This window comes from Streptomyces sp. NPDC048275 (genome assembly GCF_040652275.1).
Taxonomy (GTDB): domain Bacteria; phylum Actinomycetota; class Actinomycetes; order Streptomycetales; family Streptomycetaceae; genus Streptomyces.
In genome coordinates this window covers 1-23,469 of record NZ_JBEZLR010000027.1, presented here as the reverse complement: position 1 = coordinate 23,469, position 23,469 = coordinate 1, and the positions used below count along the sequence as shown (strand labels likewise).

Annotated in this window: 21 protein-coding genes; 4 read left to right on the top strand and 17 right to left on the bottom strand. The window is 69.0% G+C overall.

From position 1 onward, the window contains the following. Positions 1 to 5: 5 nt before the first annotated feature. The 6 genes from AB0D57_RS18305 to AB0D57_RS18280 all read right to left on the bottom strand — a co-directional run bounded on the left by AB0D57_RS18305 (position 6) and on the right by AB0D57_RS18280 (position 5,453). Positions 6 to 629: a DUF4232 domain-containing protein gene (locus AB0D57_RS18305; RefSeq protein ID WP_362073228.1), complete on the bottom strand. Its 624-nt coding sequence runs from the start codon at positions 627 to 629 to the stop codon at positions 6 to 8. Between the two features lie 260 nt (positions 630 to 889). Then, positions 890 to 1,789, bottom strand: a complete 900-nt coding sequence (locus AB0D57_RS18300) for an intradiol ring-cleavage dioxygenase (protein WP_362073225.1) — start codon at positions 1,787 to 1,789, stop codon at positions 890 to 892. A gap of 187 nt (positions 1,790 to 1,976) precedes the next feature. Beyond that, entirely contained in the window at positions 1,977 to 2,732 is a 756-nt protein-coding gene (locus AB0D57_RS18295; RefSeq protein WP_362073222.1) for an intradiol ring-cleavage dioxygenase, read from the bottom strand. 166 nt (positions 2,733 to 2,898) lie between these two features. Continuing rightward, positions 2,899 to 3,108 carry a HupE/UreJ family protein gene (locus AB0D57_RS18290; RefSeq protein WP_362073219.1) on the bottom strand — a complete coding sequence of 70 codons (210 nt, stop codon included), beginning with the start codon at positions 3,106 to 3,108 and terminating at the stop codon, positions 2,899 to 2,901. A gap of 1,269 nt (positions 3,109 to 4,377) precedes the next feature. Beyond that, positions 4,378 to 4,620 carry a DUF397 domain-containing protein gene (locus AB0D57_RS18285; protein ID WP_362073216.1) on the bottom strand — a complete coding sequence of 81 codons (243 nt, stop codon included), beginning with the start codon at positions 4,618 to 4,620 and terminating at the stop codon, positions 4,378 to 4,380. Further along, positions 4,617 to 5,453 (bottom strand): helix-turn-helix transcriptional regulator, encoded by an 837-nt coding sequence (locus AB0D57_RS18280; protein ID WP_362073383.1) that lies wholly within the window; start codon positions 5,451 to 5,453, stop codon positions 4,617 to 4,619. Before AB0D57_RS18280 ends, AB0D57_RS18285 begins: the two co-directional genes overlap by 4 nt. A gap of 130 nt (positions 5,454 to 5,583) precedes the next feature. On the opposite strand from AB0D57_RS18280, the gene AB0D57_RS18275 reads away from it, so the two are divergent. After that, positions 5,584 to 6,129 (top strand): ATP-binding protein, encoded by a 546-nt coding sequence (locus tag AB0D57_RS18275; RefSeq protein WP_362073213.1) that lies wholly within the window; start codon positions 5,584 to 5,586, stop codon positions 6,127 to 6,129. A 109-nt stretch (positions 6,130 to 6,238) separates the two neighbouring features. Here the strand turns inward: AB0D57_RS18275 and AB0D57_RS18270 are convergent, their stop codons facing one another. From AB0D57_RS18270 to AB0D57_RS18235, 8 genes are all read right to left on the bottom strand, one after another. Further along, on the bottom strand, positions 6,239 to 7,894 hold the full coding sequence (locus AB0D57_RS18270) for a histidinol-phosphate transaminase (RefSeq protein WP_362073210.1): 1,656 nt from the start codon (positions 7,892 to 7,894) through the stop codon (positions 6,239 to 6,241). 137 nt (positions 7,895 to 8,031) lie between these two features. Next, positions 8,032 to 9,177: an aldose epimerase family protein gene (locus tag AB0D57_RS18265; RefSeq protein WP_362073207.1), complete on the bottom strand. Its 1,146-nt coding sequence runs from the start codon at positions 9,175 to 9,177 to the stop codon at positions 8,032 to 8,034. A 58-nt stretch (positions 9,178 to 9,235) separates the two neighbouring features. Continuing rightward, positions 9,236 to 10,483 carry a multiple monosaccharide ABC transporter permease gene (gene mmsB, locus AB0D57_RS18260; protein ID WP_362073204.1) on the bottom strand — a complete coding sequence of 416 codons (1,248 nt, stop codon included), beginning with the start codon at positions 10,481 to 10,483 and terminating at the stop codon, positions 9,236 to 9,238. Beyond that, complete coding sequence (gene mmsA / locus AB0D57_RS18255; protein WP_362073201.1) at positions 10,480 to 12,030, bottom strand: multiple monosaccharide ABC transporter ATP-binding protein; 1,551 nt, start codon at positions 12,028 to 12,030, stop codon at positions 10,480 to 10,482. Before mmsA ends, mmsB begins: the two co-directional genes overlap by 4 nt. 32 nt (positions 12,031 to 12,062) lie before the next feature. Then, positions 12,063 to 13,175, bottom strand: coding sequence for a multiple monosaccharide ABC transporter substrate-binding protein (chvE, locus tag AB0D57_RS18250; RefSeq protein ID WP_362073198.1), 1,113 nt, complete (start codon positions 13,173 to 13,175; stop codon positions 12,063 to 12,065). 139 nt (positions 13,176 to 13,314) lie between these two features. Then, positions 13,315 to 14,283, bottom strand: a complete 969-nt coding sequence (locus AB0D57_RS18245) for a hypothetical protein (RefSeq protein WP_362073195.1) — start codon at positions 14,281 to 14,283, stop codon at positions 13,315 to 13,317. A gap of 133 nt (positions 14,284 to 14,416) precedes the next feature. After that, positions 14,417 to 15,421: an alcohol dehydrogenase catalytic domain-containing protein gene (locus AB0D57_RS18240; RefSeq protein ID WP_362073192.1), complete on the bottom strand. Its 1,005-nt coding sequence runs from the start codon at positions 15,419 to 15,421 to the stop codon at positions 14,417 to 14,419. Further along, the gene (locus AB0D57_RS18235; protein WP_362073189.1) at positions 15,418 to 16,575 is read right to left on the bottom strand and encodes a mandelate racemase/muconate lactonizing enzyme family protein; all 1,158 of its coding nucleotides are present in this window, start codon (positions 16,573 to 16,575) and stop codon (positions 15,418 to 15,420) included. Before AB0D57_RS18235 ends, AB0D57_RS18240 begins: the two co-directional genes overlap by 4 nt. A 264-nt stretch (positions 16,576 to 16,839) precedes the next feature. Between AB0D57_RS18235 and AB0D57_RS18230 the strand changes: the two genes are divergently transcribed. Further along, positions 16,840 to 17,613 carry a hypothetical protein gene (locus AB0D57_RS18230; RefSeq protein WP_362073186.1) on the top strand — a complete coding sequence of 258 codons (774 nt, stop codon included), beginning with the start codon at positions 16,840 to 16,842 and terminating at the stop codon, positions 17,611 to 17,613. 233 nt (positions 17,614 to 17,846) lie between these two features. On the opposite strand, the gene AB0D57_RS18225 is transcribed toward AB0D57_RS18230, so the two are convergent. Beyond that, positions 17,847 to 18,302 carry a MarR family transcriptional regulator gene (locus tag AB0D57_RS18225; RefSeq protein ID WP_362073183.1) on the bottom strand — a complete coding sequence of 152 codons (456 nt, stop codon included), beginning with the start codon at positions 18,300 to 18,302 and terminating at the stop codon, positions 17,847 to 17,849. 141 nt (positions 18,303 to 18,443) lie between these two features. Here AB0D57_RS18225 and AB0D57_RS18220 point away from each other — a divergent pair, with 141 nt between their 5' ends. After that, positions 18,444 to 19,466 (top strand): NADP-dependent oxidoreductase, encoded by a 1,023-nt coding sequence (locus AB0D57_RS18220; RefSeq protein ID WP_362073180.1) that lies wholly within the window; start codon positions 18,444 to 18,446, stop codon positions 19,464 to 19,466. A 69-nt stretch (positions 19,467 to 19,535) separates the two neighbouring features. Here AB0D57_RS18220 and AB0D57_RS18215 read toward each other — a convergent pair whose 3' ends face one another. After that, on the bottom strand, positions 19,536 to 22,061 hold the full coding sequence (locus AB0D57_RS18215) for a M14 family zinc carboxypeptidase (protein ID WP_362073177.1): 2,526 nt from the start codon (positions 22,059 to 22,061) through the stop codon (positions 19,536 to 19,538). Between the two features lie 253 nt (positions 22,062 to 22,314). On the opposite strand from AB0D57_RS18215, the gene AB0D57_RS18210 reads away from it, so the two are divergent. Beyond that, positions 22,315 to 23,106, top strand: a complete 792-nt coding sequence (locus tag AB0D57_RS18210; RefSeq protein WP_362073174.1) for an EI24 domain-containing protein — start codon at positions 22,315 to 22,317, stop codon at positions 23,104 to 23,106. 121 nt (positions 23,107 to 23,227) lie between these two features. On the opposite strand, the gene AB0D57_RS18205 is transcribed toward AB0D57_RS18210, so the two are convergent. Then, on the bottom strand, positions 23,228 to 23,469 hold a 242-nt coding region (locus tag AB0D57_RS18205), incomplete at its 5' end, for a zinc ribbon domain-containing protein (RefSeq protein ID WP_362073171.1).

The window sequence follows — 23,469 nt, the reverse complement described above, 5'->3', positions numbered from 1 at the left end:
GCGGGTCAGGCGGGCTTCGCCGCGGACAGGGCGGTGACGGTCACCTTGTCGTCGCACTCGGCCAGAGTGCCGTCCTTCAGGGCGACCTGGTGTGCTCCGGCACCCGGGACGCCCACCACCAGGGTCGGGTAGGTGACGGGCTCGGAGCCGGATTCGCAGTAGCCGTCGGCCTCACCCTGCACCTGGACGAACGTCAGCTTCGTCCACGCCTTCCCGCCCGGCGCGACCCGCAGCGCGGACGCGGAGCCCTTGCGGGTCACCTTGAGCGGACGGTTGCGCTCCGGGGAACCGTTGCCCGCACCCGCCACGGTCGGATGGCCCTGGACGACGCACGGCGTGCCGGACACGTTGGTGAACTCGACGACCACCGCGCCGGTTCCGGTCCCCGCCGGCCGGACCCTGGCCTGGTACATGGACGCCTCGAGGTCCGCCGGGCCGCACTTCTTCGCGGAGGACTTCGTCGCCTCGGCCGGCACCGCCGGCGCCGAATCGGCCGTCTGCGCCCCGTTCTCGGCGGGCTGACACCCGGTCATGAGCAGTGCGGCCGCCGACGCGGTGACCATCGCGATCGCGGCCCTGCGGTGGGCCCTGCGGATGCCTGTCCGGTACTCGCACTGTTCGTCCTGCATGAAGTCCCCCGAAGTCGAAGTCCGAGTGCCTGACCCTGCCCGACACTCGTCGCTTGAGAGGGCATTGCGGGCTTACGCGGTTTGCCTTGCTCACGTTCTGTGACGCAACGGTACTGTCCGCTTACGTAACGGTGACATGGCGGATCCCGGCCCGCACTTCGAGGCCCGCCTTCGTGCCACTGAACCTGGGGGTACGCCGGTTCACCCGCCCCTGGCCGGGGGCCGGGGACGGGTGGACCGGCGATTGGCGGATCTACGGTTCAGCTCGAGGTGTCCACGCCGACCGTGAGGGTTGCCGCGTAGCCGTCGGAGACGGTGCTGCCAAGGGCGGTCAGGGTCAGGAGGCCCGAGGACGCGCCGCCGTCGTCGTAGATGCTGTCGTCCTCCAGCAGGGTCTCCGACGTGGTGTTGTCCGAGTACGGCGAGATGGCCTGGATCTCCGCGTTGATGTCCTGGTCGAAGAAGAGCTGGCCGGTGTGGATGACCTCGCCGCCGGTGTACGAGTCGTCGGTGAGCGTGACGTCCGTGTGCACCCGCATGTGGACGTGGACGGCGCGGGACACATAGTGGCCGGGCCAGATCGAGGTGATGCCGCACTGACCGCTCTCATCGGTCAGCTGTCCACCGCGCAGGAACGTGCCGTTGTCCTCCTCCTCGTGGCCGTTGCCGCCCACGAAGCCGGAGTACTCGCCGAGGTGGTCGCAGTGCCAGATCTCGACGAGGGCACCCTCCAGCGGGGCGCAGTCGTTCGCGAGGTCGACGACGGTGAACGTGTACTGGACCTCGAAGCCCTCCTTGTCCTCACGGATGTCCTCGCGGACGAGGGCACCGTCGAGGGAGTACGGGCCTTCGGTGACCTCGGCGTTGAGGGTGCAGACGGTGGTGGCGGACGCGGACGCGGACGCGGACGCGGACGCTGACGCCGATGCGGACGTGGATTTCGTGGGCTTCGAGTTGCCCTGCTTGGTGGATGTCGGGTCGGCCGAGGCGATCCCCGCGACCGCGAGCCCGCCCGCGACGGCGACGGTGCCGCCGCCGATGAGGACGCGACGGCGCTGGACGCTCTTGTCGCGGCGGTGGCTCGCGGGGTGGGGATTGTTGTTGTGTTGCTCGGGTTGCTCGGGTTGCTCGTGTTGAGCCGGGTTCTCAGTCATGGGCATGGAAAGTAGGGGGGTAACTGAGGAAGTCCTTGATGCGGGGCTGTGAATGCGCTGGGAATCTGAGCGTCAACTGAGCGTGTCAGTACGGGAGTTGGGGCACACGCGGGGCGACCCTACCGAGCACGGCGGTTGGTGAGGCCGTATGGGGTAGGGCCGCCCCTGTCTCTGTGGGGGGAGGTGTGCGGGGTCAGCTCGTCTCGACGCCGACGGTGAGTGTGGCCGCGTAGCCGGACGACGCCGAGCTGCCCAGGGCTGTCAGGGTGAGGAGGCCGGAGGCGGCGCCTCCTTCGTCGTAGATCGAGTCCTGGGCGAGGGTGGTGCGAGTGACCGTGTTGGTGGAGTACGGGGAGATCTTGGCCACCGCCGTGGTGATCGTCTCGTTGAAGAAGAGCTGGCCCGTGTGCAGCTCCTGGCCGCCGGTGAAGGAGCCGTCGGAGGTGAGGGTGACGCCGGTGTGCACCTTGAGGTGGATGTGGATGCAGCGGCCCCGGTACCAGCCGGGGTAGATGGTGGTCAGCTTCGCCACGCCGTCCGTGCCCGTCAGGACGCCGCCGCGCATGAAGGTGCCGCTGTCCGGCTCGTCGTGGCCGTTGTTGCCGACGAACCCGGAGTACTCGCCGAGCGCGTCGCAGTGCCAGATCTCGACGAGCGCGTTGTTGATGGGGGCGCAGGTGTCGTCGTCGACGACGGTGAGCGTCAACTTGAGGGGGACACCCGCTTTGCCTTCGGTGATGTCGGCGCGGACGAATTGTCCGTCGAGGTAGTAGGGGCCTTCGGTCATCTCCTTCGTGAGGGTGCAGACGGCCGCCGCGGCGACGGGGGCCGTGTCGTCGGTTTTCTCGCGCGCGGCGGCGCCCACGGCCACGGTGGCGGCCGCGGCGCCCGTGGCGATCAGGACGGTGCGGCGCCCGACCGGGTGTGTTGCTCCTGTGGTTTCTGTCATGAACACGGCACCGTAGGGAGGGATGCTGTCGATGGGCTGTCAGTACGGCAAAATGACAGACCGTCAAGTTACTTGTGAGACAGCTTGATGCGCCGCGGCCCGTGGAGCGACGTCCCGGGCGGCCGCGGCGAGTACCGCCGCACGCCCTCGAACGGGTCGGAGGCGGTCAGCGTCGCGCGCTCCGGCATCCAGGACGCCGAGAAGAGCGGGCGAGGAGGGCCGGCCCGATACGGAACGCGGGGTAGACGGCGGTCTGGGCCAGGACCAGGAGCGACGGCATCAGTAGGGCGACCACGAGCAGCTGAGTCAGCTCGATGCCCAGGTTGAAGCCCAGCAGGGTGGTCACGAGTGAACCGCGGTCCAGGCGAGGTCGCATGAGCGAGGCGAACGCCAGGCCGTGGACCAGTCCGAACCCGCCGCGATACCAGGCAAGGCAAGGACACCAAGGCGTGTCAACGAACCCGGAACTCGCAACTCCGAATGAGGTCTGGATTCCTGACGTACGCCGCCAAGTGGCCGTTGGGGCCGCCCGCTTCTTGGTCAGTGTCGTGCTTGCGCGAGCCGAGTCAAGGGCGCTGCACTCCGCTGCGCTGCGTTCCGCGTCGGCTTCGCCGATCGGCCTGCGGCCGACCCTTGACACGGCTCGCTCCAGCACGTGGGAGAAGCGAGCGGGCGGCCCGGAGAGACGGGTGGCCCAGGTCGGTTCGCGTCTTGGGCGGGTTGGGTTGCGGGCCGGGGTGGACGGGAGACGCGGTCGCGCCTCGCCTGCACGCCGGGTGGGCTTAGCGGCGGACGGCCGGTGGGTGGTGCGCACTCCCACCTCGGCGGCACGCCGGGCGGGCTTAGCGGCGAGAGGCTGGTGGGGGCTGCGCGCCGACGGGATGGCGCACGCCGGGCGAGCTTAGCGGCGGACGACCGGTGGGGGATGCGCACCGGCAGGTGGTGGCACGCCGGGCGGGCTAAGCGGCGGACGGCCGGTGGGTGGGCGCGCACACGCGGGGTGGTGGCACGCCGGGTGTGTTCGGTGGGTGCGGCTGGTGGTCGGGGGCGGGGCGGGGCTCCGGACGGCGCGGAGTCCCTTCCGGGGGCAGTGCGCGGGCCATGTCCCCGGCAATTGGTTACTTTGTGCCAGCCTGCCCGAGGAAAACCCCAGGTCGGCAGCCATAGGCGTGGCCCAAAGTAACCAATTACTCCCGGAGGCGTGATCGGTGAGGCCGGTGTGGCGGATGAGGTGTGTCACTGGTGAGGGGGTGCCTCGACCCACCTACCCGCTAACTGCAAGACGCCAAGCCCACCGCCATGCCATCACCCCGTCGGCACGCACCCCCGCCGACCGTCCGCCGCCACTCCCACCCGGCGTGCCGCCACTGCGCGCGTGCGCGCGACCCGCCGCCTGTTCCGCCGCTAAGCCGACCCGGCGTGCCGCCGAGGCGCGAGCGCGCCCGTCAGCGCCGGCCCGCAGCCCAACTCGCAAACCCACCTGGGCCACCCGCTCGCTTCTCCCACGTGCTGGAACGAGCCGTGTCAAGGGTCGGCCGGAGGCCGATCGGCGTAGCCGACGCGGAACGCAGCGCAGCGGAGTGCAGCGCCCTTGACTCGGGTCGTGGAAGCACGACACTGACAAAGAAGCGGGCGGCCCCGACGGTCACTTGGCGGCGTACGTTATGAAGTCGGCCCAGGTGGAGGGGGAGAGGGCGAGCTGGGGGCCCTGGGTGTCCTTGGAGTCGCGGACGTGGATGGTGTGGGGGCAGGTGGCCACCTCGACGCAGTCGCCAGAAGCGCTGCTGCTGTAGCTCGACTTGTGCCAGGACAGGGCGACCTCTACGCAGTCGTCGCCCGAGCCGCTGCTGTAGCTGCTCTTGAACCAGGTCAGTTCGATCGTGTTCATAGGTCTCCTCGCATGCGCTCCAACAGGCTCACGGAGTCCCGGATGGTGAGAGCCTGCGAACGCATCCTGGCATACCGCCTCTGAAGCACGCTGACCACTTTCGGGTCGGAGATCAACTGGCCGCTTTCCTGGCCTTCGTTGTAGGCGAACCACTTGTTCTCAGGGGTTTCCGACAGACGGATGGGGCCGTGCAGCCCGGCGTGAGACTCGCGAACCAACGGCATGATTTGGATCTCGACGTGCCGCAACTGCGCGATCTTCAGCACGTGATCGATGAGTTCACGTGTGACCTGCACTCCGCCGGTGCGCCGAAGGAACAAGTACTCCTCCAGGATGAAGCTGAACGCGGTGTTCGGGCGCTCCCGAAGCAACCGCTGCCGCTCGGCCCGTGCTGCCCACTGGGCCTCGATCTGCGCGTCGTCCAGCGGAGGCAACTCGTCGACGAACAACTGTCGCGCGTACGCCTCCGTCTGCAACAGCCCTGGAATCAACCGGCACTCATACGTGTACAACGCGATCGCAATCGCCTCCAACCGCGCCCACTGCCGAAACCAAGCCGCCAACCCCGGCTGCCGGGCGAGATGCCCCGCCGCCCTCCGTAACGCCCCCGTGTTCCCCAGCGCCTCCTCCGCCCGCTCCACGAACGCCGGATCCGGCATTCTCCGCCCCAACTCCACGGACGCCACCGTGTGCTTGGAGAACCGCACCAGGTCCCCGAACTCCTCGCGGCTCAGGCCCGCGTGTTCCCGTAACGCCTGCACCACCGCACCGAACGTCCGCAGACTGTCGGACGACTCCGGTTCCCCGCCCGTGCCCACCACGCCATCGACCACCACGGTCACCTCCCACCCGCAATGGTCACGCCCAGCGATGAGTACCGTCCACTCCGTTACCGCGTACGCCGCCGCAGCGTACGCGGCGCCGACCTGGTGAAGTCCCGGAGTCGACCGCGAGATTGGGTGCATGATCGCACCACCAACCCCCCAGGGCCCGGTTACCGTACGTACGTTCACCCAGCGCCTCAGCGCCACCCCGCGCGGTGCCCGCCTCGCCCGTCACCTGGCCCTGAATCAGTTGGACGCCTGGGGTATCGCGCACGGCACGGACGCCTCCGACACCGCCGCCGTGATCGTCGCCGAGCTGGCCGCCAACGCGGTGACCCACGGCCGGGTGCCCGGCCGGGATTTCGAGCTGCGGCTCTCTCTCGTCACGGCCAGCGTCCGAATCGAGGTGGCCGACACCCGCAGTGGGCCGCGTCCGCCGGGGCCAGGTGACGTACCGCCTCCGCACCCCCTCGGCGACAGCGGCCGGGGGCTGGTCCTCGTCGAGGCGCTCGCCGATCGTTGGGAGGTGCTGGACCGCGAGCCGCCCGGCAAGACCGTCCGGGCCGAGATCGACCTGCCGGGGTGGCTGTCCCTGGTCAGGCTCGGCCCGCCGCCTGCGCGATCGACGACAGCACCGCCGCCGGATCCCCGCCCAGTGCCACCGACGTGCCGATCTGGGCCGTGAGCGCCTCCGTCGTGCCCGCCGACGTGGTGAAGGTGCAGGCGTGTGACGGGAGTTGGGTGGGAAATGGTTTGCGGTCGAGTACCGCCGTACTCGACCGCAAGTCCTTGTCTCAGCCGACCTGGTTGTACGCCGCGCCCGCCGCCGGCCAGCCCGTGGGCTGGGATGCGGGCGGGGGTTCCGGCTGGGTGCGGCCCCGGACCTGGGCGGCGGTCAGGCCGCCGTTGCGCAGGCCCGGCATGCCGGTCTGGAAGGCCCCGAGTCCGGCGGCCGGGGCGGGGGCGATACCGGGCGGCATGGCCGGTGCCGCTGCCGGCGCCTGGGCGACCGCGGGCATCGGCGCCTGTGGCATGGGCGCCTGCGGCATCTGCGCGGCCGCCGGCATCTGCATGGGTGCCGCGGGCTGCGGCGGCATCATGGGCGGTGCCGCGGCGGCCGGAGCCGGAGCCGGGACCAGACCCGGCATGCCCATGGGGGCCTGGGCCGGGGCGGGACCCGGCCAGGTCTGCGCGGGCGGAAGGCTCTGCATCGCGGCGGCCTGCGCGGCCAGTCCCGGCATGCCCGCCCCGTTCGTCTCGCTGACCAGTCTGTCGACGGCCGCCGTACCCGAGCTGTAGCTGGTCCCGTTGCCCAGTTCGGGTACGGCGGCTCCCCTCCTGGTCCCGTAGAGCACCTGCTCCATGCCGGACACCAGGCGACGCACGTCCGTCTGGGGGCGCACCACGAGTCTCAGGAAGCGACTGGACGAGCCGATCTTGTTGCCGCACTCGCGGACGAGGATCCGGTGCTCGGTGAGCAGCCGGTCCCGGACCACGGTGCCTTCGGCGCCCACGGGAAGGCGTACGAAGAGGAAGTTGCCCTGCGAGGGGTAGACCGTCAGACCGGGCAGCGCGGTGAGCTGTCGGGCCATGTCGAGCCGGTCGCGGCGCACCAGGTGCAGGCTCTCCATGTACTCCTGGCCGTGGTTCTTGAGCATGAACACCACGAACTCGGCGAAGGAGTTGAGGTTCCACTTGGGCAGCATGGAGCGGACCTTGCCGGCGAGCGCGGGGTTGGCGACCATGTAGCCGAAGCGGATGCCGTGCAGCCCGAAGTTCTTGCCGAGGCTGCGCAGGACGATGACGTTGGGCCGCAGTACGGCCTCCTCGACGACGCTCGGGTCGCTCTCCGCGTCGGCGAACTCGAGGAAGGACTCGTCGATGACGATCAGGTCCAGGTCCTGGAGCTGGTCCATGAAGTTGACGAGGGCGCGGCGGGTCAGGAAGCCGCCGTCGGGGTTGTTCGGGTTGCAGATGACGGCGGCACGGGTGCCCCGGGCGCGGATGAACTCGATGTACTGCGCCGGGTCCAGGGCGAAGCCCGCGGACTCCTGGAGCGGGAACATGTCGACGCGCTTGCCGGTCTCCATCGGCTGGTCGGTCCAGCGGCCGAAGGTGGGGACGGGGATGGCGAGGGACTCGCGGACCAGCAAGTGGTCGATCCAGGTGATCAGTTCGGTGGAGCCGTTACCCATCGCCACGCAGCTCGGGGGGAGTTGGAGCAGCGCGCACAGCTCGGCCGTGATGGTGTCGGCGCTGCTCGGGTAGTACGTGATGATCTCGCGCAACCGGCCGGACAGCTCTTCGAACATGCCGGGCGTGGGGAAGTACGGGTTGCACGGGATACAGAAGTCGACCGGGCCGACTCCGTCGCTCTCGCGTGCCAGCGCAGCCATCGAGGGGCTGTGCGCCGCAGTGCCGCGGAACAGCGAGGTGACGTTGTCGGCCATGGAACCTCCGTCTCTGGGTGGCCCGTGCGGGGGAGCACGGGCCGCCCTTACATACGGATACGGAGGTGGCGCTGTTCAACTCGTGTGACTTTAGTAAGAGTTATGTTTCGGTGGGAACCGAACGGGCCTCGGCGGCGTCAGGCGCCGAACGAGTGGACCGTCGTCGACCGGTACGTCCGGCCGGGACGCAGCACCGTCGAGGGGAACGACGGCTGGTTGGGCGAGTCCGGGAAGTGCTGGGTCTCCAGGCACAGTGCGTCGCCCTGGCGGTAGATGGCGCCGCCGGTGCCGACCAGGGTGCCGTCGAGGAAGTTGCCGGAGTAGAACTGCAGGCCCGGCTCGGTCGTCGCCATCTTCAGCGTGCGGCCCGAGGACGGGTCCTTGAGGGTCGCGATGTGCTCGGGCTTCGCCGTGATGCCCTTGTCGAGGGCCCAGTTGTGGTCGATGCCCTTGCCGTACAGGAGCTGCTGGTGGGCGACTCGGATGTCCTCGCCGACGGTCTTCGTGCGGCGGAAGTCGAAGGGGGTGCCCGAGACCTTGGCCAGCTCGCCGGTGGGGATCAGACCGGAGTCGACGGGGGTGTAGCGGGCGGCGGCGATCTTCAGCTCGTGGTCGTAGATCGAGCCGCTGCCTTCGCCGGCCAGGTTCCAGTAGACGTGGCTGGTGAGGTTGACGACGGTGGCCTTGTCGGTGGTGGCCTCGTAGTCGATGCGCCAGTCGCCGGCCTTGGTGAGGGTGTAGGTGACCTTCACCTTGAGGGTGCCGGGGTAGCCCATCTCGCCGTCGACGCTGGTGTAGTACAGGTAGAGGCCGACGTCGGAGCCCTTGGTGAAGGGTTCGATGTCCCAGACGCGCTTGTCGAAGCCCTTGGCGCCGCCGTGCAGGCTGTTGGCGCCGTCGTTGACGGAGAGCTGGTAGCGCTTGCCGTCGAGGGCGAACTGCCCCTTGCCGATGCGGTTGCCGTAGCGGCCGATGAGCGCGCCGAAGTACGGGCTGGAGGCGACGTAGTCATCGATGTTGTCGAAGCCCAGCGACACGTTCTTGTACTTGCCGTGCCGGTCGGGGATCTCCAGGGACTGGACGATTCCGCCGTACGTCAGGACCTTGAGCTTCGTCCCGCCGTTCGCCAGGGACCAGCTGTAGATCTTGGTGCCGTCGGCGAGCTTGCCGAAGAGCGACTTCACCGGCTTCCTGCCTCCTGTGGCGTGTGCGGTGCCGACCGTGGCGGCGGTGAGGCCGGCGGCGGCTGCCGCCGCGATGACCGTGCGTCTGCTCGTTTCCATCTCTAGCGGCTCCAGAAATAGGTACGGGGGCCCGCTCGGGCCCCCGTACAGCTTGGATTTACGAACCGACCTTGCGCTTGTTCCACACGTCGAAGCCGACCGCCGCCAACAGGGCCAGGCCCTTGATGACCTGCTGCCAGTCGGAGCCGACGCTGAGGAGATTCATGCCGTTGTTCAGCACACCGAGGACGAGACCGCCGATGATCGCGCCGAGGACGGTGCCGACACCGCCGCTCATGGACGCGCCACCGATGAACGCCGAGGCGATCGCCTCGAGTTCGTAGTTCAGGCCCGCCTTCGGTGAGGCCGCGTTGAGGCGGGCGGCGATGGCCATACCCGCCAGGGCCGCGAGCGCGCCCATGTTCAGGAAGACCAGGAAGGTGACCTTCTTGTCCCTGACGCCGGACAGCTTCGCCGCCGGAAGGTTGCCGCCGATCGCATAGATGTGGCGGCCGAAGACGGCGTTGCGCATGACGTAGCCGTAGCCGACCACCAGGACACCGAGGACCAGCAGGATGATCGGCGCGCCCTTGTAGCTGGCGAGCAGCATCGTGACGACCAGGATCGCGGCACCGATGGAGACGAGCTTGAGCAGGAAGATGTTCCTGGGCACCACGTCCAGCGAGAACTCCTGCTGGCGCTTTCGGTCGCGGACCTCCTGCAGGACCGCGAAGACGATCAGGGCGAGGCCGAGCAGCAGCGTGATGTTGTGGTAGTTGGTGTCGGGACCCGTCTCCGGCAGGAAGCCGTTGCCGAGATCCTGCAGCCCGCCCGGGAACGGGCCGAGGGTCTGCCCCTCCAGCAGGATCTCCGTCAGACCGCGGAAGATCAGCATGCCGGCGAGGGTGACGATGAACGACGGTATGCCGCCGTACGCGATGAAGAACCCCTGCACCGCGCCCGCCAGCGCGCCCATCAGCAGGCACAGCACCACGGCGACCGGCCACGGCACATCGTGCTGCACCGTCAGTACGGCCGCGAACGCGCCCACGAACGCCGTCAGCGAGCCGACCGACAGGTCGATGTGGCCCGCGATGATCACCAGCATCATGCCGATCGCGAGGATCAGGATGTAGCTGTTCTGCAGGACCAGGTTGGAGACGTTGCGCGGCAGCAGCAGGTCGCCGTCGGTCCAGACCGCGAAGAGGGCGACGATCAGGCCGAGGGCGATCAGCATGCCGTACTGGCGCATGTTGCGGCGCAGGCCGTCCAGCATCAGCTGGAGCAGCCCACCGCCGGTGGCCGAGCCGCCGGACTTCCCGGGCGGCGCCGGGGCCGGGGTCTTGGCGGTCACATCCGTGCTCATCGGGATACCTCTTTGTCCTTTGTCATCTGGCGCATCAGCGCTTCCTGCGTGGCCTCGGCCCGCGGGACCTCGCCCGTGAGCCGCCCGGCGGCCATGGTGTAGATGCGGTCGCACATGCCGAGCAGTTCGGGCAGCTCGGAGGAGATGAAGACGACCGCCTTGCCCTCGGCGGCCAGTTTGTCGATGACCGTGTAGATCTCGAACTTGGCGCCCACGTCGATCCCGCGGGTCGGCTCGTCCAGGATCAGGACCTCCGGCCCCGCGAAGATCCACTTGCTGAGGACGACCTTCTGCTGGTTGCCGCCCGACAGCTTGCCCACCGGTTCGAAGACGGTAGGCGCCTTGATGTTCATGGACTTACGGAAGCCCTCGGAGACCTGCCGCTCCTCGTGCTCGTCGACGACACCGCGCTTGGAGACCTTGCCCAGGGCACTGAGCGAGATGTTGCGGTTGATGGTGTCGATGAGGTTGAGGCCGTAGTGCTTGCGGTCCTCGGTGACGTACGCGATCCCGTGCCCGACCGCCTCGGGCACGGTCTTCGTACGGATCTCCTTGCCGTCCCGGAGGACCGTGCCGCCCGTGTACTGGCCGTAGGTGCGCCCGAAGACACTCATCGCGAGTTCGGTGCGGCCTGCGCCCATCAGGCCCGCGATGCCGACGATCTCGCCGCGTTTGACGTTGATCGACACATCGTCGACCACCTTGCGCTGCTGGTCGATCGGATGGTGCACGGTCCAGTTGCGGACCTCCAGGGCCGGGGCCGTGCCCACTTCCCCCTCGTACGGAGTGCGCTCGGGGAATCGGTGGTCGAGGTCGCGGCCGACCATTCCGCTGATGATCCGGTCCTCGGTGGTCTCCGCCGCCTTCACGTCGAGGGTCTCGATGGACCGCCCGTCGCGCAGGATCGTGACCGAGTCGGCGACCTTGCGGATCTCGTTCAGCTTGTGGGAGATGATGATCGAGGTGATGCCCTGGTTCTTCAACTCCAGGATGAGATCGAGGAGTTTGCCGCTGTCCTCGTCGTTCAGCGCCGCGGTCGGCTCGTCGAGGATGAGCAGCTTCACCCTCTTCGACAGCGCCTTGGCGATCTCCACGAGCTGCTGCTTGCCCACGCCGATGTCGGTGACGCGGGTCTCCGGGTGGTCGTCGAGACCGACCCGGCGCAGCAGCTGGGACGCGTGCCGCAGGGTCTCGTTCCAGTTGATGAGCCCGCGCGTGGCGTGCTCGTTGCCGAGGAAGATGTTCTCCGCGATGGAGAGGTACGGCACCAGGGCCAGCTCCTGGTGGATGATCACGATGCCGTGCTGCTCGCTGGCCCTGATGTCCTTGAAGGAGCAGACCTCTCCCTCGAAGAGGATGTCTCCCTCGTAACTCCCGTGCGGGTGGACGCCGGAGAGGACCTTCATCAAGGTCGACTTGCCGGCGCCGTTCTCCCCGCAGATGGCGTGGACCTCGCCCTGACGGACGGTCAGCGTGACGTCCGACAGCGCCTTGACGCCGGGAAAGGTCTTGACGATCGAGCGCATTTCCAGGACGGGTCCCGCCATGGTCGTGCCTTCCAATCCCTAGAGTGCGGCGGTTACTTGAGGTCGGATTCCTTGAGGTAACCGGAGTCGACGACGACCTTCTGGTAGTTGGCCTTGTCGACGCTCACCGGGGTGAGCAGGTACGCGGGAACGACCTTCGCGCCGTTGTCGTACGTCTTGGTGTCGTTGGTCTCCGGCTTCTTGTCGTTGAGCGCCGCGTCGACCATGTTCGAGGCCACCTTGGCGAGCTCACGGATGTCCTTGTAGACGGTCATCGACTGCTCGTCCGCGATGATCGACTTCACCGAGGCGACCTCGGCGTCCTGGCCGGTGACGATCGGCAGCGGCTTGCTCTTGGAGCCGTAGTTGTCCGACTTCAGCGCCGACAGGATGCCGATGGAGATGCCGTCGTACGGCGAGAGCACCGCGTCGACCTTGCCGCTCTTGTACGACTTGGTGAGGATGTCGTCCATGCGCCGCTGCGCGGTGGCGCCGTCCCAGCGCAGGGTGGTGACCTGGGTCAGCTCGGTCTGGCCGGACTTGACGACGAGCTGCTTCTTGTCGATGTACGGCTGCAGGACCTTCATCGCGCCGCCGAAGAAGTACCGCGTGTTGTTGTCGTCGTTGGAGCCCGCGAACAGCTCGAGGTTGAACGGCCCCTTCTTGCTGCCGTCCTTCAGCCCGAGCTGCTCGACGATGTAGGTGCCCTGGAGCTCGCCGACCTTCTCGTTGTCGAACGACGCGTAGTAGTCGACGTTCTCCGTGCCGAGGATCAAGCGGTCGTACGAGATCACCGGGATCTTGGCGTCCGCGGCCTGCTGGAGCACGTTGTTCAGCGACTTGTTGTCGATCGCGGCGACGATCAGCGCGTCCACGCCCTGCGTGATCATGTTCTCGATCTGCGAGACCTGCTGGTCCGGCTCGTCCTCGCCGAAGACCAGCTTGGTCTTGAAGCCCTTGGACTCCAGGTTCTTGACGACGTTGGCGCCGTCGGCGATCCAGCGCTCGGAGGACTTGGTGGGCATGGAGATGCCGACGGTGGCGTCCTTGGCGCTGTCCGCGCCCGCTTCGCTGCCGCCCTCGCTGCTCTGCCCGCACGCGGTGAGGGTGAGGGCGAGGGAGGCGGCTCCGGCTATGGCGGTGAGTGCTGCTCTGCGGTTGCGCATTGTCATCATCCTTGATGTGTGTGCGAGTTCGGTCTGGCGATGCCAGGACGCTGTGGGGATGGCGTGAAGAGGGCCGAGGAGAAGTGTGTGGGATTGTGTGCGGCGGCGTCTTCTTTTGTTAATGGCTTTGTCCGGAACGTTATGCGGGTGCCTCGAACCGCCTGAGCGAGCCCGGCAACCGCGTCCCGAGCGGCGCCATGTCGCCGTCCGCTCCGTGCCGCGCCAGCAGTTCCAGGGCGAGCCGGCCGCGCCGCACCCGTTCCTTGGCGGTGGCCAGGGTCACGTCCCGCATGTGGTGCCCGTACGGGTAGATCCCGGGGGCCTTCGACAAGCCGAACTTCAGGTACAGCGGTGCGCCGCGCCGGATCAACTCGGCGACCTCGTACATCCGGACGTACCCGCCGAGATCGTCGGGGGCCTCGATATACATGTCCATGGGGGCGGCGGAGATCCGCCGGATCTCGGTGAGGTGATCGAGCGTCAGATCGCTCGGCACGTTGATCGAGTCGCCGCCGAGGTTCTCGTACACGGCGAACGCGGCCGGGTTCACAGGTCCCACCAGCGCCGACACCTTCAGGGTCGTGTCCGCCGGGATGATCCCGGCCAGACGCGCCCGGTGCAGCGTCCACAGCACGCCCTCGTCGGCGACGAGCAGGCATTTGACGCCCAACTCCGTTGCCCGGACGGCGTCTTCGACGCAGCCGGCGACCGCGTCGTGGCCGCGGGCGCGCAGACCGCCGCCGCGCGAGTCGCTGCGCACCGAGCCGCCGATGTCCCAGGTGCCGCGGGGGCCCGTGAACAGGCAGAGCTCGATGTCGCGTTCACCGGTGGCCTCGACCATCTCGGTGATCTCGGCGTCGGTCAGCATCCAGACACCGCTGCCCTGGCTGATCCGGTGGATCGGCACATCGAGCCGCGAGGACTCCTTGAGGACCACGGCAAGGGCCTCGGGCCCCTCGACGGACGGGACCTCGGTGCGCCAGCGGCCGCCCCCCGGGAAGGTGTGCGGCGAGGCGTCGGCGGGAGAGAGAGCGGGCGCGCCCAGGCCGAGCGCGGCGAGCGCCTGCTCACCGGGTCGACGGGCTGCCGTAGGGGCGGCGTCGGTCACTAGCTGTCCTTCGCGTTCGTTGGCGGTGCGATGCAATGCGATGCGTTCGATATCTCGAACGTGGTTCGTGTCGGTGGGTGTACGCCGGTACGGAGTCGTCAGGTACCCCGTACCGGCGTACGGCTCGGGTGAGTTACGGCCTCAGCAGGACCTTTCCGACCTTCGGATCGCCGGACCCCACCAGCTCGATGGCCTGGGGGAACTCGGCGAGCGGCAGCTCATGCGTGACCAGCGGCAACGGACTCAGCAGCCCGGCGCCGAACACCCGCACCGTGTGCGCCCAGGCCTCCGGCGGCGCCCCGAACACGGTGTGCACCTCCAGCTGCCGTACGACGAGATCGGTGGGGTCGAGTCCCTCGGCGCCCGGCGCCGGGATCCCCGTGAGGACCAGGCGCCCGCCGCGCCTGAGCAGGGAGGCGGCCGTGCGCGCGGCGGACGCGGACCCGGCGGTCTCGATCACGACGTCGAAGTCGTCGGGGAGTTCCTGGTCCTTGGTACGGAAGTCGGTGGCGCCGAAGTCCTTGGAGAGCGCCGCCCGGTCCGCGCGGGTGCCGACCACGAGCAGCTCCGCCGGGGTGCCCGCCTTCAGGAACTGAACGGCGAACATCCCGAGGGTGCCCGTGCCCACGACCGCGACCCGCTCGCCGGGCCGTGCGTTCGCCTTGAGCGCGGCGGCCGCGATGCAGGCGGCCGGTTCGAGCAGGGCGGCCGCCGTCAGGTCGGCGTCGTCCGGCAGGACATGCAGGAGACGGGCCGGGAGGGTGAGGGTGGTGGCCATGGCGCCCGGCTGGGTGAAGCCGGTCTCCTCGTACCCCGCCGTGCACAGCGTGGTCTCGCCCGCGTGACAGCGGTCGCAGACCTGGCAGTTGCGGAAGCCCTCCCCGACCACCTTGCGCCCTACAAGAGTTGAAGGCACCCCGGCGCCGACCGCCTCCACCGTCCCGGACCACTCGTGGCCCGGAATGAGCGGGTAACGGACGTAACCTTCGGGCCGGTTGCCCTGGTAGACCTCGCGGTCGCTGCCGCAGATGCCGACCGCGTGGACGCGGACGAGGGCCTCGCCGGCGGTGGGCCGCACGGGCTCGTGATCGGTCAGCCGGTGCTCGCCCGGCGCCTCGATGACGACCGCGCTGCTCACTGCGTGCCCTTCGGCTTCCGCTGCTCCCAGCCGTCCGCCCAGAGGTCGAACCGGGCCTGCTGCTGCGGGAATTCGGCGGCCGCGTCGACGTCCAGCTCGACCCCGAGACCGGGCTCGTGGGACAGCTGGAAGTAGCCGTCGACGACCTGCGGGGCGCCCTTCACGACCTTCTTGATCTCCGCGTCCGCGAAGTCGTTGAAGTGCTCCAGGATCTTGAAGTTCGGCGAGGTGAAGCCGACTTGAAGGGAGGCGGCGGTCAGGACCGGCCCACCGACGTTGTGCGGCGCGACGAGCACGTAGTGCGCCTCGGCGGTCGCGGCCAGCTTCCTGGTCTCCCAGATGCCGCCGATGTGACCGACGTCCGGCTGGATGATGTCGACCGCCTGGCTCTCGAACAGCTCGCGGAACTCGATGCGGTCGTGGATACGCTCACCGGTGGCGACGGGGATGTCCACCTTGGCCGCGACCTTCTCCAGGGCCTTGAGGTTCTCCGGCGGGACCGGCTCCTCCAGCCAGGCGGGCTTGAAGGGGGCCAGCTCGCGGGCGAGCCGGACGGCGGTCGCGGGCGAGAACCGGCCGTGCATCTCCAGCATCAGCTCGGTCTCGGCGCCGATCGCGTCGCGGACGGCCTCGATGAGGGAGACGGAGTAGAGGGTGGCTTCGTGGTCGAGCTCGAAGTGCCCGGTCCCGAACGGGTCGATCTTGAGGGCCTTGTAGCCCCGGGCGACGACCTCCTGCGCGGCCTTGTGGTAGGCCTCGGGGGTCCGCTCGGTGGTGTACCAGCCATTGGCGTAGGCCTTGACCTTGTCGGTGACCTTGCCGCCGAGCAGCTGCCACACCGGTACGCCCAGCGCCTTGCCCTTGATGTCCCAGCAGGCCATTTCGATGACTGCGATGCCCGACATCACGATCTCGCCGGCGCGCCCGTAGTCGCCGTACTTCATCCGGCGCACCAAGTCCTCGACAGCGAACGGGTCGGAGCCGAGAATGTGATTGGCCTCCGCCTCTCGCAGATAGCCGAGCAGCGCGTCGGTGTGGCCCAGCATGCGGGTCTCGCCGACTCCGGTGATGCCCTCGTCGGTGTGCACCTGAACGTACGTCAGGTTCCGCCACGGCGTCCCGACCACGTGCGTGCTGATTCCCGTGATGCGCACGGCAGTTGCCCCCTGTGCTCTTGAGCTCTGTTCGAAATTTCGTCACACGTTCGAAATGCTGGCGTGACAGTAAGGACGTGGCACCGGGGGTGTCAATGGGTCGAACACAACGGTCGGCGACGAATTTCGCCGGTATGCCTCGAGTCGTCGCGCGCGCGATCGTGTGAAGTGCGGCCCCAGCATGCCGGAACAAGCTGTTCAGCACATAACTTTCACAGATGTGACTATGAACGTTACCTGTGAGGAACTTAGTCTTCCGGCGTCATGGACTACTGCGACCCGTGCCGAAGGCACCTCAATGGCGCCCTTGCCTGCCCGGGGTGCGGCACATCAGCCGAAGAGCTCCGCAGGCATGCGGAGCGGACCGACACGCCTCCCGAACCGGACGAGGCCGTCACCGACGCGCCGTACGAGGATGACGACGACGGGGCCGGGGACGAACGACCCGGGCGCTCCCGGCGACGGGAGCGGGGGCGCGGACGGGTACGCGGGAGGGCCGCCGCTGCCGAGGAGCCGGTCGGTCCGGCCGGCCCGAGTGTGGGCCGGCGTGACCGGAAGGCCGCGGCGCACCGTCGGCGCCGGCGCCGGGCGCTGTTCATCGCCGCGGGCTTCGTCCTGGCGGCGGGGGGACTGAGCCTCGCCGAGCTCGGCATGGACGGGCCCGGGCTGCTTCCGAAACCGGCCGCCGCCGGGGGCGAGTCGGCCGACGGCGCGGCGGACTCGGAGGTCAAGGAGACGGGCCGGCCGCTGAGCGACGAGGAGAGCTCGGGCAGCCCGTCCGCCTCCGGCTCTCCCGGCTCTTCCGCATCGCCCTCCGCTTCCGCCTCCGCGTCCCCCTCCGAGGAGGACGACAAGAAGACTCAGGACGCACAGTCCGCGACCACGGGCACAGCGCCGCACACCTCCACGTCGGCCCCCGCGCCCACCTCGGCCCCGGAAACATCCGCGCCCGCCACCACCACGCCGACCACGCCCACGCCGACCGCGGATCCCACGCCGTCGCAGACGTGCAATCGGTTCCTGTGGTGGTGCACCTGAGCCAGGACGGCTGGTGGCGCATCTGAGCCAGGACGGCTGGTGGCGCACCGAGGGGGCCGCCGGCCGGCTCGACAACCCGACGTCGAGCGCCCTGGCCCAGAAGCGGCTGGGCCGGCATCCCGAGCGGCCCGGGCTCATCCCGGACCTCGAAGTGGGCCGTTACTTCAGTGAACAAGCGAACAAGCGAATAGGCGACCGGGGGCCAAGGGGCGTCGATCTCCCCGCCTCCCCGCCTACGTGTCGAGCATCCGCAGCAGCAGCTCCCGCAGGGACAGCCGCTCCTCGTGGGAGAGCCCCGCCAGCGGCTCGCGGGCGAAGCGGAGGGAGTCGCGGAGGGATCGGGCGACGTGCCGCCCCTCCTCCGTCGCGGCGGCGAGCTTGACGCGGCGGTCGGAGGGGTCGGGCCGGCGCTCGACCAGCCCGCGCGCCTCCAGCCGGTCCACGATCCCGGTGACGTTCGACGGCTCACACTTCAGCTTCTGCGCGAGCCGCCGCATCGGCAGCGGCTCCAGCGACAGCAGGCTGAGCAGCCGCGCCTGCGCCCCGGTCAGCGCGTGCTCGGCCGCGGCGCCCTCGTACTCCTCGTGGTAGCGGCCCACCACCGTGCCGATGAGGTCGACGACCTCCAGGGTCAACGGGTCGATGCACGGCGTCTTCCGAGGTGTCCGAGGTGTCTTCTGCGTGGGCATGGACTCCAGGCTACCGCGTTACTTGACATCATGAAATATTAAGGCACATGGTTGTTTCAGGTACTGAAGTATTTTGAGGTATCTGGAAGTATCAGGAGCAGTCCGAGCCGCTCGCCGGTCACCACGAAAGGCGCATCCCTCATGTCCGAGACCCCCCAGCTCCCCGCCGTCAGCCGCGAATGGCACCAGGTCGCCCGCCCGGTCGGCTGGCCCAAGCCGGAGGACTTCGCCCTGGTCGAGGCGGAGATCCCGCAGCCGGGTGAGGGACAGGTCCTGGTGCGGAACAAGTACGTCTCCGTCGACCCGTACATGCGCGGCCGCATGAGCGACGCGAAGTCGTACGTCGCCCCCTTCGAGCTGGGCAAGGTCATGCAGGCCGGCGCGGTCGGCGAGGTCGTCGTCTCCAAGGCCGAGGGGATCGAGGTCGGCGACCACATCCTGCACTTCTTCGGCTGGCGCGAGTACGCCGTCGTGGACGCCAAGCAGGCCGTCAAGGTGGACCCGCAGGCCGCGCCGCTGTCGACGTACCTCGGCGTCCTCGGCATGACGGGCCTGACCGCCTACGCCGGTCTGCTGCGTACCGCCTCCTTCAAGGAGGGCGACTCCGTCTTCGTGTCCGGTGCCGCCGGTGCCGTGGGCAGCCAGGTCGGGCAGATCGCCAAGCTCAAGGGCGCCTCGCGGGTCATCGGGTCGGCCGGCTCGGACGAGAAGGTCAAGCTGCTCGTCGAGGAGTACGGCTTCGACGCCGCGTTCAACTACAAGAACGGCCCGGTGAGCGAGCAGCTGCGCGAGGCCGCCCCCGACGGAGTCGACGTCTACTTCGACAACGTCGGCGGCGACCACCTGGAGGCCGCCATCGGCTCCCTCAACCGGGACGGCCGCATCGCGGTCTGCGGCATGATCTCCGTCTACAACAGCACCGAGCCCGTCCCCGGCCCGAAGAACCTCGCCCGTCTCATCGCGACCCGTGGCCGCATCGAGGGCTTCCTCGTCAGCGACCACTACGACCTGCAGCCGCAGTTCGTCCAGGAGGTCGGCCCCTGGGTCCGCTCCGGCGAGCTCAAGTACCGCGAGACGGTCGTCGAGGGCATCGAGAACAACCTGGAGGCGTTCTTCGGAGTCCTGCGCGGCGACAACATCGGCAAGATGATCGTCAAGCTCTGAGTCCCGACACGACGGTGGCCGCACCCCGGGACCTGGGGTGCGGCCACTGCCCGTATACCGGCCGAGGGATCAGGACACGGTCAGCAACGCCCGTCCCACCTGCGGGAATTCACCCTTCGGGTGATCGCGGAAGAGGGGTTCCGTGCCGAACAGGACGGCATGCGGACCGCTGACGACCGAGGCCTGGCCCCCGGCCGCCGCGGGGCCGCCGGTGCCGTCGTCCAGGGGTCGCCAGTGGCCGGAGACCAGCGGATTGCCCGTCGCGTACGCCTGCTCGACGCGGACCCCGGGACCGAGGTCGGTGAACCAGACGGGCGCGTACACAAAGCTGTGATCGGGAGCGCCCGCGGTCACGGAACCACCCGAATTCACCACGCGCACCACGCCGTTGGCATCCCCGTTGCCCTCGACCGGTGTCGCGGCGAGCAGGCCGACGGCGGAGTTGAGCGCGGCGCCGGTGGCTCCGCGGCCGACGAGACCGTGCGTGCCGAGGAACGCGTCGAGGGCGGCCCGCGCGGTCGCGTTCAAGCGGGCGCGATCCAGTCCCGACGACACGAACAGCACGTCCGCCGTGGACCAGTCGAAGCCCGCGTTGAGGATCGCCGTCGACACCGGGACGACGTCGAAGTTCATCTCACGCAGGGCGAAGAGCTCACCCGGGGTGACGGCCGCGGCGACCCGCACGCGGTGCAGCGAGGTCCCCTGCGACACCTTGGTCGCGTCGAAGGAGACGTCGTATGTGCGGGCGAGGGCGGCGGCCTTGGTACGGGCCGACGCGGGCACGACCACACTGCCGTCCGCCTGCTGCCGTACCAAAACTCCTTGCTGGAGAAGGGAGTTGAGGGCCGCGATCTCCTGCGGGCTGTCGAGCCGCAGACGCAGATCGCCGCGCGGGGCGACATGGCCGACCCGCGTGGCCGCCTCCACCGTACGGGCCCCGGCCGCCGACAGACTGCCGTCCTGTACGCGTACGACCGTCGCGCCCCACAGCCGGCCCAGGCTCCAGCCCGAGATGTCGTACATCACCGACACCTTGTCGCTGATGTCCGTCCCGTCCGCGAGCAGGACATTGGCCAGACCGCGTTTGGGCTGGTGCAGGTCGACGAGGTACGACCCCTTCGGGTACGAGCGTCCGGCGAGCCGGAAGTCGCGGGTCGCGCGGGTGACCCGTACGTCCTGGGCGAGCAGATGGTCGACCAGACGCGCGGCGGCCGTGGCCGAGCGCTGCCCGGCGCCCGCCGGAATCACGTACGCGCGCGGGAAGTCGGTCGTGTAGACGTCCTCCGGGCCGATGCCCGGAACGCCCGGGACCGTCTCGGCGGAGACCGGCACCTGGGCGGCGCCCGTCGCGCCGCGCCGGAAGACCTCGATCTGGTCGGCGATGAGGGAGGTCCGGTGCGTCCGCGTGTAGTCGAGGGTCGCGCTCATGGCCGCGCCGGCCACGTCCACGTTGATGGCGGAGCGGCGGCGGAGCTCGTCGACGGGCAGGGTGTTGTACACCGCGTTGTTCACGGCGAGGGGGATCTCCACGGTGTGCGCGGCGACCGTGCCGTGGAACGCCGCGTACTGGGGTGTGAAGATCGGCGGCCAGTCGTCCCAGCCCTCCTGCTGGTCGCGGAACGGGATCTGGGCCGGCTCGACGCCGTCCTTCGCGGGTGTGTAGCCGAGGCCGTTGACGGCCGCTTCCATGCCCAGCGCGTTGGCGTAGGTGTTCTTGAGGAAGAGGTCGTACTCGTAGTTCTCGCCGTGCGGCGGAGTCGTCGGCTCGATGAGGGTGCCGTTGACATAGCCGTGCAGGTCGAGCATGACGGCCGGCTGCTTGTCGATCATGATCTGCCGCATCGCGCGCACCTCGGGCTGGGAGGCGGTGACGAAGTCGCGGTTCATGTCGAAACCGGCCGCGTTGGCGCGGGTGCCCGCGATACGGCCGTCCGGGTTCGCCGTGATGTTGAAGTAGAGGCGGTTGTGGGCGAGGAGATCGCTGGTCTTCGTGTCCTTCGCGGTCGCGAGCTGTTCGATCAGCTCCAGCGCGGCGTCCGTGCCCTCCCACTCGTTGCCGTGGATGTTGTTGTTGAAGAAGACGGGCGTCTTGTACGTCGCCTTGACGGCCCGGTCCTTGGCCGCCGCGCCGGGCGCGTTCTCGATGAGCTCGCGCATCCGCTCCTGGGCGCGGGTCTGGCCGGTGGACTCCGGCGCGGTGACGGTGACCAGGAACAGACGGTGACCGCCCGCCGAGCGGCCCGCGACCTCCACGCTGACCCGGTCGCCGAGTTGTTGCAGGGCGTTCAGCTTCGGGGCGATCGCGTGATACGGCGTCAGGCCCAGCTTGATCGACTTGTCTGCCGGGTCCTCCGGGTCCGGGGCGAGGACCTGTTTGCGGGGGTAACCGCGGGTGGCCGAGGAAAGGTCGGTGACGGAGGCGTCGAGAGCGTTGCGGGTGGCACTCGCGGGGGTTCTCGCGGCGCCTTGCGTCAGGGCGGATCCTTCGCGGACCGGTGGGTTGCGGTCCGCGGTGGCGCTGTGCGGGGAGAGGAGAAGTGATCCGGTCGCGGTCGCGGTGACGGTGGCGATCAGGACAGGTCTCGGCAGGCGCACGCGTCGTACCTCCAGTGGGGGTGCCTGAGATCGGGTCAGAAATCGGGTCAGAAATCGGGTCGGAACTCGGGTCAGTCATCGGGTCGGTACAGGTCGGTATCGGTACGGCGAGGTGTACCTGTTCGACTCCTCCGCAACAAGAGGGCCTTGGCGGCACGGCCGTCCCTGATGCCCCGAATGGCGCATGCCCGGCGGGCCGGAGGGAGCATGCTGGGGCGGAAAACCTCCCCCCAGCCCCCGGTAGAGTGCCCGCATGCGTGATCTCGGGGTGGGCTTCAACTACCTGATAAAGGGCCAGCGATGGGTGGCCAGGCACGGAAGGCAGTACGGGTTCGGCCTGCTCCCGGGCCTGATCACCCTCGTGCTGTACGCGGCGGCACTCGTCGCCCTGGCCATCTACGGCGACGACTTCGTCACCTGGGCCACCCCCTTCGCCGACGACTGGTCCAGCCCCTGGCTGGGCCTCTTCCGCGGCTTCCTCACCGCCGTCCTGTTCGCCCTCGCCCTCCTCCTCTCCGTCCTCACCTTCACCGCGATCACGCTCCTCATCGGCCAGCCCTTCTACGAGTCCCTCTCGGAGAAGGTCGACCGCGATGTCTCCCCGGACGGCACGGCCCCCGAGTCGGGCCTGCCCCTCTGGCGCGAACTGTTGATCTCGGGGAGGGACAGCCTCCGGATCGTCGTGCGGGCGGTCCTCTGGGGCGTGCTGCTCTTCGCGCTCGGCTTCGTCCCGTTCCTCGGCCAGACGGTCGTACCGGTGATCGGCTTCTTCGTCACCGGGTTCTTCCTCACGGAGGAACTGACGGCGGTGGCCATGCAGCGCCGCCGCGTCGAACTCCGCGACCGCCTCACCCTGCTCCGTTCCCGCAAAATGCTGGTCTGGGGCTTCGGTACCCCCTTGGGCGTCGCCTTCCTGGTTCCCTTCGTCGCCGTGTTCCTGATGCCCGGCGCGGTGGCGGGCGCCACGCTGATGGCGCGTGACCTGCTGGGCGAGGAGACCGCGGAGGACGACGACGCCCGCGAAGAGGCGGAGGTCACCCGGTGACCGAGATACTCGCCGTCGCCGTCTTCTTCTCGCACGACCGGATGCGGACGCTGATGCCGCGCGGCCAGAAGGTCCTGAACAAGTTGAATCCTCCCCTCCCTGAAGGGAGGGGATTCCTGGCTCAAGCTGCCTGGCGGACCCGCGGTCCGTCAGGTCTTCCGCTCTCGGCACCAGCCGGGTTGAGACCAGCCCGGATAAGCATCACGCGTGCGGAGTTCTTGTCCCGGGGGGATGCGACTCCGCACGTGGTGCAGGTGTAGGTACGCTCTCCCAGCGGCAGTGCGTGCTTGGCTCTCGCTCCGCAGTGCGCGCAGTCCATCGTGGTGTGCGCGGGGTGTACGAGGTGCACGGTGCGTCCGTGCT

Excerpts from the sequence above, each read along its gene's own strand:
- AB0D57_RS18305 (WP_362073228.1), bottom strand. The coding sequence starts at position 629 with ATGCAGGACGAACAGTGCGAGTACCGGACAGGCATCCGCAGGGCCCAC.
- AB0D57_RS18290 (WP_362073219.1), bottom strand. The coding sequence starts at position 3,108 with ATGCGACCTCGCCTGGACCGCGGTTCACTCGTGACCACCCTGCTGGGC.
- AB0D57_RS18265 (WP_362073207.1), bottom strand. The coding sequence starts at position 9,177 with ATGGAAACGAGCAGACGCACGGTCATCGCGGCGGCAGCCGCCGCCGGC.
- mmsA (WP_362073201.1), bottom strand. The coding sequence starts at position 12,030 with ATGGCGGGACCCGTCCTGGAAATGCGCTCGATCGTCAAGACCTTTCCC.
- AB0D57_RS18230 (WP_362073186.1), top strand. The coding sequence starts at position 16,840 with ATGGACTACTGCGACCCGTGCCGAAGGCACCTCAATGGCGCCCTTGCC.
- chvE (WP_362073198.1), bottom strand. The coding sequence starts at position 13,175 with ATGCGCAACCGCAGAGCAGCACTCACCGCCATAGCCGGAGCCGCCTCC.
- AB0D57_RS18225 (WP_362073183.1), bottom strand. The coding sequence starts at position 18,302 with ATGCCCACGCAGAAGACACCTCGGACACCTCGGAAGACGCCGTGCATC.
- AB0D57_RS18300 (WP_362073225.1), bottom strand. The coding sequence starts at position 1,789 with ATGCCCATGACTGAGAACCCGGCTCAACACGAGCAACCCGAGCAACCC.
- AB0D57_RS18210 (WP_362073174.1), top strand. The coding sequence starts at position 22,315 with ATGCGTGATCTCGGGGTGGGCTTCAACTACCTGATAAAGGGCCAGCGA.
- AB0D57_RS18270 (WP_362073210.1), bottom strand. The coding sequence starts at position 7,894 with ATGGCCGACAACGTCACCTCGCTGTTCCGCGGCACTGCGGCGCACAGC.
- AB0D57_RS18275 (WP_362073213.1), top strand. The coding sequence starts at position 5,584 with ATGATCGCACCACCAACCCCCCAGGGCCCGGTTACCGTACGTACGTTC.
- AB0D57_RS18285 (WP_362073216.1), bottom strand. The coding sequence starts at position 4,620 with ATGAACACGATCGAACTGACCTGGTTCAAGAGCAGCTACAGCAGCGGC.
- AB0D57_RS18295 (WP_362073222.1), bottom strand. The coding sequence starts at position 2,732 with ATGACAGAAACCACAGGAGCAACACACCCGGTCGGGCGCCGCACCGTC.
- mmsB (WP_362073204.1), bottom strand. The coding sequence starts at position 10,483 with ATGAGCACGGATGTGACCGCCAAGACCCCGGCCCCGGCGCCGCCCGGG.
- AB0D57_RS18220 (WP_362073180.1), top strand. The coding sequence starts at position 18,444 with ATGTCCGAGACCCCCCAGCTCCCCGCCGTCAGCCGCGAATGGCACCAG.